The sequence below is a fragment of the Paracoccus sp. 228 genome (assembly GCF_000967825.1).
GTDB lineage: Bacteria > Pseudomonadota > Alphaproteobacteria > Rhodobacterales > Rhodobacteraceae > Paracoccus > Paracoccus marcusii.
In genome coordinates this window covers 138,600-149,509 of sequence record NZ_JYGY01000005.1, presented here as the reverse complement: position 1 = coordinate 149,509, position 10,910 = coordinate 138,600, and the positions used below count along the sequence as shown (strand labels likewise).

The 10,910-nt window shown below is 68.0% G+C and carries 12 protein-coding genes and 1 tRNA gene; 3 read left to right on the top strand and 10 right to left on the bottom strand.

What is annotated here, in order from left to right; all coding sequences use genetic code 11:
• The first annotated feature begins 18 nt into the window (after positions 1 to 18).
• Positions 19 to 747 carry an SDR family oxidoreductase gene (locus SY26_RS15605; protein WP_046001279.1) on the top strand — a complete coding sequence of 243 codons (729 nt, stop codon included), beginning with the start codon at positions 19 to 21 and terminating at the stop codon, positions 745 to 747.
• Here the strand turns inward: SY26_RS15605 and hydA are convergent.
• Genes hydA through SY26_RS15580 form a run of 5 tightly spaced genes read right to left on the bottom strand, consistent with a single transcriptional unit; the run spans position 744 to position 5,621 of the window.
• A complete protein-coding gene (gene hydA, locus SY26_RS15600) occupies positions 744 to 2,147 on the bottom strand; it encodes a dihydropyrimidinase (protein WP_046001278.1) in 1,404 nt (467 codons plus the stop codon). The genes SY26_RS15605 and hydA overlap by 4 nt on opposite strands.
• Positions 2,144 to 3,373 (bottom strand): cysteine desulfurase-like protein, encoded by a 1,230-nt coding sequence (locus SY26_RS15595; protein ID WP_046001277.1) that lies wholly within the window; start codon positions 3,371 to 3,373, stop codon positions 2,144 to 2,146. Before SY26_RS15595 ends, hydA begins: the two co-directional genes overlap by 4 nt.
• 12 nt (positions 3,374 to 3,385) lie before the next feature.
• Complete coding sequence (locus tag SY26_RS15590) at positions 3,386 to 4,123, bottom strand: amino acid ABC transporter ATP-binding protein (RefSeq protein ID WP_046001276.1); 738 nt, start codon at positions 4,121 to 4,123, stop codon at positions 3,386 to 3,388.
• A 1-nt stretch (position 4,124) separates the two neighbouring features.
• Entirely contained in the window at positions 4,125 to 4,796 is a 672-nt protein-coding gene (locus tag SY26_RS15585) for an amino acid ABC transporter permease (protein ID WP_045982421.1), read from the bottom strand.
• A gap of 45 nt (positions 4,797 to 4,841) precedes the next feature.
• Positions 4,842 to 5,621 (bottom strand): ABC transporter substrate-binding protein, encoded by a 780-nt coding sequence (locus SY26_RS15580; protein ID WP_232303369.1) that lies wholly within the window; start codon positions 5,619 to 5,621, stop codon positions 4,842 to 4,844.
• Between the two features lie 99 nt (positions 5,622 to 5,720).
• On the opposite strand from SY26_RS15580, the gene SY26_RS15575 reads away from it, so the two are divergent.
• Complete coding sequence (locus SY26_RS15575; protein WP_232303368.1) at positions 5,721 to 6,470, top strand: FadR/GntR family transcriptional regulator; 750 nt, start codon at positions 5,721 to 5,723, stop codon at positions 6,468 to 6,470.
• Positions 6,471 to 6,551: 81 nt separating this feature from the next.
• Positions 6,552 to 6,628 (top strand) — tRNA-Met (locus SY26_RS15570).
• Positions 6,629 to 6,697: 69 nt separating this feature from the next.
• Here the strand turns inward: SY26_RS15570 and SY26_RS15565 are convergent.
• The 5 genes from SY26_RS15565 to SY26_RS15545 form a co-directional block, all read right to left on the bottom strand.
• A complete protein-coding gene (locus tag SY26_RS15565) occupies positions 6,698 to 6,979 on the bottom strand; it encodes a hypothetical protein (protein ID WP_046001275.1) in 282 nt (93 codons plus the stop codon).
• Positions 6,980 to 7,115: 136 nt separating this feature from the next.
• Positions 7,116 to 7,694 carry a YceI family protein gene (locus SY26_RS15560; RefSeq protein WP_198143189.1) on the bottom strand — a complete coding sequence of 193 codons (579 nt, stop codon included), beginning with the start codon at positions 7,692 to 7,694 and terminating at the stop codon, positions 7,116 to 7,118.
• 92 nt (positions 7,695 to 7,786) lie between these two features.
• Positions 7,787 to 8,941: a cytochrome b/b6 domain-containing protein gene (locus tag SY26_RS15555; protein WP_046001274.1), complete on the bottom strand. Its 1,155-nt coding sequence runs from the start codon at positions 8,939 to 8,941 to the stop codon at positions 7,787 to 7,789.
• Positions 8,942 to 9,029: 88 nt separating this feature from the next.
• Positions 9,030 to 10,136, bottom strand: coding sequence for a Gfo/Idh/MocA family protein (locus tag SY26_RS15550; RefSeq protein WP_369799446.1), 1,107 nt, complete (start codon positions 10,134 to 10,136; stop codon positions 9,030 to 9,032).
• A 9-nt stretch (positions 10,137 to 10,145) separates the two neighbouring features.
• On the bottom strand, positions 10,146 to 10,862 hold the full coding sequence (locus tag SY26_RS15545; protein WP_369799445.1) for a GntR family transcriptional regulator: 717 nt from the start codon (positions 10,860 to 10,862) through the stop codon (positions 10,146 to 10,148).
• Between the last annotated feature and the right edge of the window lie 48 nt (positions 10,863 to 10,910).

Genomic DNA, 10,910 nt, shown 5'->3' with positions numbered 1-10,910 from the left:
CATCCCAAGGAGAATACCATGTCCCAAGACCTGCACGGCAAGGTTGCCGCGATCACCGGGGCCGCATCGGGCATCGGGCTGGCCGCCACGCGCGCCCTGCTGGAGGCGGGCGCCCGCGTGGTGCTGGTCGACCGCAACGCCGACGCGCTGGACGCGCTGACGCGCGAGTTGGGCGCAGATGCGATCGCCCAGGTCACCGACCTGCTGGACGCGGACAGCTGCAACGCGATGGTGCCGCAGATCCTGGACAAGGTCGGCCAGATCGACATCATGCTGTGCAACGCGGGCAGCTATATCGGCGGCGATCTGGTCGACACCAACCCGGCCGCCATCGACCGCATGCTGAACCTGAACGTCAACGCGGTGATGAAGAACGTCCATGCGGTGGCCCCCCACATGATCGAACGCGGCACGGGCGACATCATCGTCACCAGCTCCATCGCCGGACACGCGCCGATCCACGTCGAGCCGGTCTATACCGCGTCGAAATGGGCCGTGACCTGTTTCGTCCAGACCATGCGCCGCCAGCTGATGGGCCACGGCGTGCGGGTGGGACAGGTCTCTCCGGGGCCGGTCATCTCGGCCCTGCTGGCGGATTGGGAACCCGAACGCCTGCAGCGCATGAAGGATGCCGGCGCCCTGATCGAACCGGTCGAGGTCGCGGACGCGCTGATGTACATGCTGACGCGCCCGCGCAACGTGACGATCCGCGACATGATCGTGCTGCCCAGCAACTTCGACGTCTAGGCGAACGCCTCGCTGGTGGCGCGCGACAGGTGCCCCCCGGTGGGATCGCCCACCGGGACGCCGTCCTGCGCGATGGTCCGGCCGCGCAGCAGGGTCCGGACCGGCCAGCCGGTGATCTCCATCCCCTCGTAGGGCGTGTAGTCGCAGCCGTGGTTCAGCTGCGCCTGCCGGATCGGCCGGGTCAGGGTCGGGTCCCACAGCGCCAGGTCGGCATCCGCGCCGATGGCGATACTGCCCTTTTGCGGATAGAGGCCATAGAGCCGCGCGGGGTTGGTCGCGGTCAGCGCCACGAACCGCTGCAGGCTGATGCGCCCCTTGCCGACGCCTTCGGAAAACAGGATCGGCAGGCGGGTTTCGACCCCCGGAATGCCGTTCGGCACGTATTTGAAAGACGATCGCGCGCGGGGCGTGTCCTTGCCCGTCCCGTCGATGCGAAACGGGCAGTGGTCGGACGAGAAGATGTCGAAGGTCCCGTCCCGCAGCCCCTGCCAGATCGCCGCCTGGCTGTCCGCATCGCGCGGCGGCGGGGAACAGACGTATTTCGCGCCGTCGAAATCCATGTTCAGCCCGCGCAGGTCGTCGGCGGTCAGGGCGATGTACTGGGGGCAGGTTTCGGCGTGAACCTTGAGGCCTCGGGCGCGGGCCCACTGGATCTGCTCCATCGGGTCGCGGCCCGAGACATGGACGATCACCACCGGCACGTCGATCAGCTGGGCGTGGCTGATGGCGCGGTGCGTGGCCTCGCGTTCGGCAATCTGGGCGTGGGCCTGACCGTGGTAATAGGGCGCGGTGCGGCCCTCGGCCTCCAGGCGGCGGGTCAGGTGGCGGATCGCGTCATGCCCCTCGGCATGGACCATGACCAGGGCGCGTTCGCGGCGCGCCAACTCGAACACGTCCAGGATCTGGGCGTCGTTCAGGACCAGGTCGTCATAGGTCATGAAGACCTTGAACGACGTGTACCCGTCGCGGACCAGCGCCGGCAATTCTTGCCCCAGGACCTGGGGGGTCGGGTCGCTGACGATCAGGTGGAACGACACGTCGGTGTGGCAATGCCCCTGGGCCTTGCGATGATAATCCTCGACGCAGGCGCGCAACGACTGTCCTTTGATCTGCAGCGCAAAGGGCAGCACGGTCGTGTTGCCCCCCGCCGCCGCCGACCGGGTGCCGCTGGCGAAGCCGTCCGCCATGGTCGTGCCGTCCGAGGTCGGCTGGTCCAGATGCACATGCGCGTCGATCCCGCCCGGCAGGACCAGCAGCCCCGTGGCGTCGATCCGGTCGGCCCCGGTCAGCCCCTGCCCGATCTGGGCGATGCGCCCGTCGCGGATGCCGATATCGGCGGCATAACTGTCGGCGGCGGTGACGACCGTGCCGCCCGCGATGATCAGGTCCAGCCCGCTCATGCGACGATCCGGGCCAGCGCGTCGGTCAGGCGGTCGACCTGATCCAGCGTGTTGTAATGCACCATCGACACGCGCAGCACGCCGCCGTCCTGATCCTCGCCCAGATGCTCGACCAGGCGGCGCGAATGGAAATCGCCGAAGCGCATGGCGATGCCGTGATCGTCCATCGCGCGGGCGACGGCGCCGGAATCGACACCGTCGAACTTGAAGGCGATGGTCGGCACGCGGGTGCTGTCGCGGTTGACCGATCCGCCGATGACGCGGCAGTCGTTGCGCGCCGACAGCCAGGCCAGCAGGCGGTCGGTCAGCGCATCCTCCTGCGCGGTGATCAGATCGAAGGCGGCCTCCAGCAGGGCGCGGTCGTCGCCCGTCGCGCCGTGGTGGCGGGCCAGCGTGGTCAGGTATTCAAGGATGCCGTCGGTGGCATAGGCGGCCTCATAGCTGGGATTGCCGGGCTCCAGCTTGGCCGAAACCTTATCCTTGCCATAGAAGTAGTGGTACAGCCCGTCCAGTTCGGCCAGCAGGTCGTATTTTCCGTACATCAGCGCCCCGTGCGGGCCATAGGCCTTGTAGAGGCTGAAGACATAGTAATCGACATCCCAGGCCTGCACGTCGATCAGCCGGTGCGGCGCATAGGCTACCGCATCGACGCAGATCCGTGCGCCGCGGTCATGGACGAAGCGCGCGAAATCCGCGACGGGATGCACCTGCCCCAGGATGTTGGACACATGCGTCACGCAAACCAGACGGGTGCGGTCGGTCATCAGCGGGGCCAGATCGGCCAGCTGCAGGTCCATCGTGTCCGCGTTCAGCGGCCAGACCTTGATGACGACGCCGAATTCCTCCAGCCGGGTCCAGGGGCCGATGTTGCTTTCGTGATCGGCCATGGTGACGATGACCTCGTCGCCCGGCACGAACTGACGGCGCATGGCCTGCATCAGATTGCCCATCAGCACCGTGGTCGAGGGGCCGAAGACGATCTCCTCGGGGCGGGCGGCATTGACCAGCGTCGCGGCGGCGCGACGGCCCGCCATCAGCGCCTCGGCCGCAGCCTGCGACACCGCATAGCTGCCCCCGATCTGGACGTTGCGATGGGTCAGGAACTCGACCATGCGGTCCAGCGCGGGCTGGGCGATCTGCGCGCCGCCGGCATTGTCGAAGAACACCCAGTCCTGCGTCAGGCCGGGAAATTGGGACTGCACATAGGCCATGTCCAGCTGTGTCATCGGGGTCGTCCTTCAGTGGTTCAGCACGGCGCCAAGAAAATTGCGCGTGCGTGGTTCTTGGGGGTCGGACAGCACCTGCGCGGGCGGTCCCTGTTCGACGATCTGGCCCGCATCCATGAAGATGACGCGGTCGGCCACCTGGGAGGCAAAGCCCATCTCGTGCGTGACGACGATCATGGTGGTGCCCGTTCGGGCCAGATCGCGCATGACGTCCAGCACCTCGCCCACCATTTCCGGGTCCAGCGCGCTGGTCGGTTCGTCGAACAGCATCACCTGCGGCTCCATCGCCAGTGCCCGTGCGATGGCGACGCGCTGCTGCTGGCCACCGGACAGATTCTCGGGGTACTTGTCAGCCTGGCTGGAAATGCCCACGCGGGCCAGCAGGCGGTCGGCCTGGGCCGCGGCATCCGCCCGCGTGGTGCGGCGCACGCGGCGGGGCGCCAGCATGACGTTTTCACGCACCGTCAGATGCGGGAACAGGTTGAAGGACTGGAACACCATGCCCACCTCGGCCCGCACCTTGGCCAGCGCGCGGCCGGTGGTGACGGAGGTGCCGTCCACGCGGATCTCGCTTGCGGGGTCGAACCCCTCCAGGCGGTTGATGCAGCGGATAAGGGTTGATTTGCCGGACCCCGACGGGCCGATGATGCACACCACCTCGCCCTTGGCGACGTCCAGGTCGATGCCGCGCAGCGCCTCGAAGCTGCCATAGGATTTCCGCAGGTTGCGGATGCTGACGAAACCGGTCATCTCAGCGCCTCCGGGCCGCAAAGCGGCGTTCCATGCGCGACACCAGCGCCACCAGCGGCCACAGGAACGCGATATAGATCACCGCGGCCACGATCAGCGGCGTGGGATTGGCCGCCAGCGCCTGCGCCTGCGTCGCCTGCTTCAGCAGGTCGGGCATGGCCACGACGGATGCCAGGGCGGTGTCCTTGACCACGTTGATCGAATTGTTGGTCAGCGGCGGAATGACGATCCGCACCGCCTGCGGCAGGATCACGTCGGCCATGGTCTGGCGGCCGTTCAGGCCCAGGGCGGCGGAGGCTTCGAACTGGCCCTTGGGGATCGCCTCGATGCCCGCGCGAAAGATCTCGGCCGTATAGGCGCCCGACACCAGCGTCAGCGCGCTCATGGCGGATGCGAATGGCGACAGGCGCAGACCCACGAAGGGCAGCGCGTAATAGACGATGATCAGCAGCACCAGCAGCGGGATCGACCGGAAGATGTCGATATAGAGCCGTGTCACGAACCGGACCGGGCCGGGCCCGTACAGCCGCGCCATCGCCAGCCCCAGGCCCAGCACCAGCCCCGCGACGATGCTGGCCGCCCCCAGCTGCAGCGTGATCCACAGACCCTGCAGCAGCATGGGAAAGGTCCGCCGCATCACCTCGGCGTTCAGGAAGGTGTCGAAGATATCCATGTGCATCCCTTCGGGTCCGGGACGGGCCCGGACCCGGCTGTAGGATCAGTTGAGCGTCGGCATCGGCAGGACGGTGACGGTGGACGACTCCGCGTCGGGGGCGACGCCGAACCATTTCTCGTGCAGCTCGGCCACCACGCCCTCGGTCTTCAGCGCGTCCAGGATGGTGTTGACCTCGGTCGCCAGTTCGGCGTCCTTGGCGAACATCATCGAATACTTCTCTCCGGTCGGGATGCGTTCGACGACGGCCAGCTGCGGCTTGTCCTTGACGTAGTACTGCAGCGCCGGGATGTCCGACACGTACCCGTCGATCCGCCCCGCCTGCAGGTCCAGCATCGCGGGCGCCAGCCCCTCATAGCGGCGGATGTCGGCGAACCCGTATTCGGCCTGGTTCTCGGTCGCCCACATGTCGCCGGTCGATCCGGTGTCGACGCCGACGACCTTGTCCTTCATCTCGGCCAGCGATTTCGGCCCCTCGGCCAGGGCGGTCAGCGACTGGTCGCTGTCGTAATAGGGCTGGGCGAAGGTCACCGATTCCAGGCGTTCGTCGGTGATGGTGATGGAGCTGGTCGCGATGTCGATCCGGCCCGACTGCACGGCAGAGAACAGCCCGTTGAAGGGAATGTTCACCGTCTCGACCTCGGCGCCCATGCGGTCGGCCACGGCGGCGACCAGGTCGATCTCGAAGCCCACGAACTGGCCGGCATCGTCCTGGAACTCCCACGGGACGTTGCCGATGTTGGCGCCCACCGTCAGGGTCTCCTGTGCCGAGGCGGCAAGGGCCGAACCGGCAAGCAGCACCAGTGCCATGGCCGTGCGGCGCATCCTTTTTCCGTGCATGATCATCTCCCCGTCTTTATGATTCTGGATTGACCGGCCAAACCGGTCTGACCAGTATCAAGCCACGGGCCGATCCGGTTTGCAATGGCCGTGGTTCCTGTGCAGATGGATGGCGGACACGATGCCGACGGAAAGGGCAATGCGCGGGTGATGTGGGACAAGGGACCGGTGACGCAGACCATCGCGCGTCGCCTGCAGGAGATGATCCGGTCGGGCGAACTCAAGGCCGGAGAGCGGCTGCCGTCGCAGCGGGTGCTGTCGGAACAGCTGAACGTGTCGCGCCCGTCGCTGCGCGAGGCGCTGCTGACGCTGGAGACCTTGGGCCTGGTCCAGACCCTGCCCGCGCGGGGGACCTTCGTGATGGACCCGGCAACGCGGCCCGCGCAGACGACATGGCGCTATGACGATGCCCACGATCTGCGCGAAGTGTTCCAGACCCGCCTGCTGATCGAGGGAGAGCTGGCGCGGCTGGCCGCATCCGCCATCACCCCCGATGCGCTGGCCGGCCTGCAATCGGCCGCCGCCCAGTTCGAGCAGGCTTGGGCGCAGGGCGACCTGGTCGCCCATGTGGACGCCGACCTGGCCCTGCATCAGGGCATCGCGCAGGCCTGCCCGAACCGGATGCTGGCCACGTTGTACAGTACCGTCAGCCAGTTGCTGACCGAGACGCAGCGCCAGCCGATCCCGAACACCGACCCCGATCGCATGGCGCAGTCCATCGCCGAACACCGCGCCATCCTAGCCGCGATGGAACGGCGCGATCCCGACGCGGCGCAGGCGCATATGCGCGACCACATCCGCAACACCGCGCGCTGCGCGGGCCTGCAGATCTAGCGCCCCGAACGCTCTGCGCGCGCTTTTTGGCAAAACCCGCTTGACGGCCCTGCGCCAGTCTTTTAGATCGCCGCTACTCGTGGCGGAGTAGCTCAGTTGGTTAGAGCAGCGGAATCATAATCCGCGTGTCGGGGGTTCGAGTCCCTCCTCCGCTACCAGTCATCCCCCCAAATGCAATCTTGTGAACCCTGCCCCAGGTGACCTGCGGGCATCTTGTCTTTTTGGGCTCACAAGGCCCCCTCGCTGCCGGAATACATCACGCCCAGGACGCGATGGGCGGCGTCGGTCCGACAGGTCCATGGCGCCTCGGCCCCGGTGACGGCGGCCTGGATGTCGGCGCCTGCCTGCGTTTCGGTCATGGTGACGACGGTGACGGCGGACAGGCCCCTGCCCACCTGGGCCGCGATGGCCGCGCGGCAGGCGGTGGCGGCGGGGCCGGTCAGGTCGTCACCGACGCAGGCGGCCAGCGGCAGCGCCGCCAGCAGGGCAAGGATGGTCCTGACAGTCATGCGGCGGTCCTCCCATCCAGCGGTGATTCGCGCAGACCAGTCAACCATGCCGGTCGCGACCCGGCTATTGGATCGGCGACATGCGAAAGGGCCCGCGGCGATGCCACGGGCCCCTGTCGTCACGCCGGATCGGCAATCATTCGGCGGGCATCGCCTCGACCGAGATGCGGACCTCGACCTCGTCGGACACGGCGGGGGCGAACATGCCGGCGTTGAAGTCGCTGCGCAGCAGGGTGGTGGTCGCGTCAAAGCCCAGCCAGGGCTTGTTCTCCATCGGGTGGGTGCCCTGCTGGTTCAGCGTGGTGTCCAGGACGACATCCTTGGTGACGCCGTTCAGGGTCAGATCGCCGGTGATCAGCGCGGTGGTGTCGCCGGTGACCTCGATGCCCGTGGACTTGAAGGTCACCTCGGGGGCGGCACCCTCGGCGCCGAAGAAGTCGGGCGACAGGAAATGCTCGTCACGGCCCGCAAAGCCGGTCATCAGCGACGCGACGGGGAACGTCGCCTCGACCGAGGATGCGGCCGGGTCCTCGGCGTCGAACATGATCGTGCCGGTGATGTCGCCGAACATGCCCGTCGTGGTCGAGAAGCCCAGGTGGCTGTAGTCGAACACGATCTGGCTGTGCGAGGTGTCCAGGCTGTAGGTTTCGGGCGCGGCCAGGGCGGCACCGGCGACGAGGGCGAAAGCGGCGGTCAGGGCGGTCGTTTTCAGCATCGGAATCTCCGTTTGTTGTGGGGGCACCATCCTTGGAAGCGGCCCGTGGGGCAACTAGCGATGCGCGAACAGGGGCTGTCAGCCAGCGCACATCACCGTGTGGCGGTCAGCGCGACGGTCAGGTCCACCTGGAACCCCACCGTGCTTTCGTCGGCATACCCCGCCCCCACCTGCCAGTCGCGGCGGTCCATCACAGCCTGCCCCTGCATCACGGCGACGCCGTCCGTGATGGTCAGATCGAAGGGCAGCGTGACGGGCATCTGCTGGTCGCGCAGGCGCAGCGGTCCTTCGGCGACATAGCCCGCGCCCTCGGGTCGGATCGTGCCCTCGAAGACGGCGGTGGGATGGGCGGCGACGTCAAAGAACTCGGCCCCCTTGGCCTGGTCGGTGACGGTGCCGATGGTGACGCTGTCCATGTTGATGGTCACCGTCACGGCGCCCGTGCCGCTGTCCGGGTCGAACGTGATCGCCGCCGTCCAGTCGGCAAAGCTGCCGGTCACGGTCGATCCCATCTGGCGCACGGCAAAGCCGAGTTCACCGTCGGTGACCTGCCATTCGGACTCCGCCTGTTCCAGCGTCGCCACCGGGGCCGCGTCGCGCGGCGCGGTGGCCAGCGCATAGGCCGCCCCCGCCCCGAAGACCGCCACCGCAACCAGCGCCGGCAGCGCGTGGCGGGCGGCGATGCCCCGGCCCGCGGGCACGCCCCGCGTCATGCGGCCCAGCACCCCGTCGCGGTCGATCACCGCATGCTTGATGGCGCCCGCCACATGCAGGACCACCGACCCAATCAGCAAGAAGGCAAAGACGTGATGCACCTGGGCCATGACCGTCGCCAGGGCGGGCGATTTCGGCACCAGCGGCAGCCCCTGCCCCAAGGGCCACAGGATCGGCGCGAACCCGTCGGTCGCGGCATGTTCGATCCAGCCCGTCACCGGCACCAGCACCATCGACCCGTAAAGCGTCCAATGCACCGCCTCGGCCAGCAGGGTCTCCAGCCGGCGTTCGGGGTGGACGGGGGCGGGGCGCGTCTGGGTCAGCGCCCAGCCGATGCGCACCAGCGCCACGACCAGCGCCGCAAGACCCAGCGTCTTGTGGAACGAGAACACCTGCACCTTGAGCGCCATCTGATCAAGCGGGATGCGTTCGGCCCACAGGCCCAGGGCGATGTTGGACAGGATGATCAGGGCGGTCAGCCAGTGCAGGCTGCGGGCGACGCTGCCATAGCTGGCTTTGGTGTTCTGGCGCATGGGGGGCCTTCGATGCGGATTTTTCCCCTGATAGCGCGTTTCGCGGATGCGCGGCACTGCCTTGGCCGCACATCCGCTGTGCGGGTCGTCACAATTCGACGACGCGCCGCTCGATCATCGCGGTCTGCGCCGCCAGCCCCATGCGCACGGCCCAGATGCCGTCCTGGACGCTGACGTCGGGGCGGTCGCGCTGGCCGCGGACAAGTTCCAAGAACCCCCGGTGCTGATAGAAGGTCGAGCCGTTGTGATCCCCCGCATCCAGCAGCGTCGGGTCCACGGGGATCACGTGGACCTGCGGCCCGCGGGGTTCGCGGGGCGACACGACGACCTGCGCCACGGGCGGATCGCCCAGATGCGCGGGCCAGAAGCGCGTGGGACCGGGCACGAAGGCCTCGATCTTGCCGCGGGGGCCCACGGCGCTGATCTCCTCCTGCCAGCGCGATCCTTCGGCGAACATGCACAGCTCCAGCATGGCGCGGGTGCCGTCGGCAAAGTCCACCGCGACATAGCCGTGGTCGAAGATGTCGGGCGTCCGGCCGTCATGCACCTCGTCCAGGTGGTTCAGCGCCTGCCCGCCGGTCGCCATCACGCGGACCGGGTCAGACCCCAGCGCCAGCCGCATCAGGTCGAAGAAATGGCAGCACTTCTCGACGAACGTCCCGCCGCTGTAGCGGTTGAAGCGGTTCCACTGACCGACCTTGGACAGGAACGGATAGCGGTGTTCGCGGATGCTCAGCATGCGGATGCCGCCGGTGGCCTCCTGGGCCATCTCCAGCAGCCGGGCGACGGGGGGCATGTAGCGGTACTCCATCGCGACCCAGACCGGCGCCGCGTGCCGTGCGGCCAGTTCCGCCACCGCCGCCGCGTCCGACGCCTGGGTGAACAGCGGCTTTTCCACCAGCACCGGCAGCGGCCTGTGCGCGGCCACGGCCTGCAGCTGTTCGACATGGCGGTGGTTCGGGCTGGCGATCAGCAGGCAGTCCAGCCCCGGGTGCGCCAGCAGGTCGGCCACGCTGTCGACCATGTGCGCACCGGGGGCCAGCGCCGCGGCGCGGGCGCGCATGGCGGCGTCGGGTTCGAAGATGGCACCGATGGCGGTACCGGGCAGCAGGGCGATGTTGCGCAGGTGTTCCTGCCCCATCATCCCGCAGCCGATCACGCCATAGGTGATCACGCGGCTGTCTTGCATGGTCATGGGATCTCCTTAGACGAGGCGCTGGACGTAGAGCGCGCGGTCGGTGTCGTACCAGGTGCGCGAGAATTCGACCGCGTCCTGGGTCTGCGCCCAGGACAGGCGCTGGATGAAGGCGGTCGTGCTGCCGGGGCGGGGCGCGAAATCGGGCGGCGCCCAGTCGGGCACGGTGCCCAGACCGACGCGATCCTCGGCCCGGGTGATCCACAGCTTCAGCGCCCGCTTATAGGTCAGGTACAGCGAATCCTGCACCATCTCGGGAGGGATGGCCCCGGCCCCGCCGTCCAGCCAGATCTCCTCGACCGCGATGGGGGTGTCGTCCAGAAACCGCAGGCGCCGGAACCGGGTGCCGTGATCGGCGCTGCCATAGGCGGGCTGGCCGGCATCCTTGGGATGCGATCCGACCGACAGCAGCCGCGCCCGCGGCAGCCCGCCCCCGCCCTGCGCATGTTCCAGCCGGAACATCGAATAGACCGCCCGCGTCGGTTCGCCCGCCCGGATGTAGTTCCCCGATCCCTGCCGACGGTCCAGCAGGCCCTGCGCCTCCAGTTCGGCCAGCGCCTTGCGCAGGGTCCGCACGGTGGTGTCATGCGCCTGGGCCATCTGGCGTTCGGGCGGCAGCTTCTGGCCATCGACCAGACGACCCGCGGCGATGTCGCGAATCATCATCTCGGTGATCTGCAGGTGGATCGGCAACGCGTCCGACCGATGTTCGCCTGCCCCTGCCACGACCGTCCCCCGGTAAATTGATACACCATTGATTTACACGATGGGGGG

Coding starts and splice junctions, on each gene's coding strand:
- SY26_RS15605 (WP_046001279.1), top strand. CDS start 19: ATGTCCCAAGACCTGCACGGCAAGGTTGCCGCGATCACCGGGGCCGCA.
- hydA (WP_046001278.1), bottom strand. CDS start 2,147: ATGAGCGGGCTGGACCTGATCATCGCGGGCGGCACGGTCGTCACCGCC.
- SY26_RS15595 (WP_046001277.1), bottom strand. CDS start 3,373: ATGACACAGCTGGACATGGCCTATGTGCAGTCCCAATTTCCCGGCCTG.
- SY26_RS15590 (WP_046001276.1), bottom strand. CDS start 4,123: ATGACCGGTTTCGTCAGCATCCGCAACCTGCGGAAATCCTATGGCAGC.
- SY26_RS15585 (WP_045982421.1), bottom strand. CDS start 4,796: ATGGATATCTTCGACACCTTCCTGAACGCCGAGGTGATGCGGCGGACC.
- SY26_RS15580 (WP_232303369.1), bottom strand. CDS start 5,621: ATGCGCCGCACGGCCATGGCACTGGTGCTGCTTGCCGGTTCGGCCCTT.
- SY26_RS15575 (WP_232303368.1), top strand. CDS start 5,721: ATGGCCGTGGTTCCTGTGCAGATGGATGGCGGACACGATGCCGACGGA.
- SY26_RS15565 (WP_046001275.1), bottom strand. CDS start 6,979: ATGACTGTCAGGACCATCCTTGCCCTGCTGGCGGCGCTGCCGCTGGCC.
- SY26_RS15560 (WP_198143189.1), bottom strand. CDS start 7,694: ATGCTGAAAACGACCGCCCTGACCGCCGCTTTCGCCCTCGTCGCCGGT.
- SY26_RS15555 (WP_046001274.1), bottom strand. CDS start 8,941: ATGCGCCAGAACACCAAAGCCAGCTATGGCAGCGTCGCCCGCAGCCTG.
- SY26_RS15550 (WP_369799446.1), bottom strand. CDS start 10,136: ATGACCATGCAAGACAGCCGCGTGATCACCTATGGCGTGATCGGCTGC.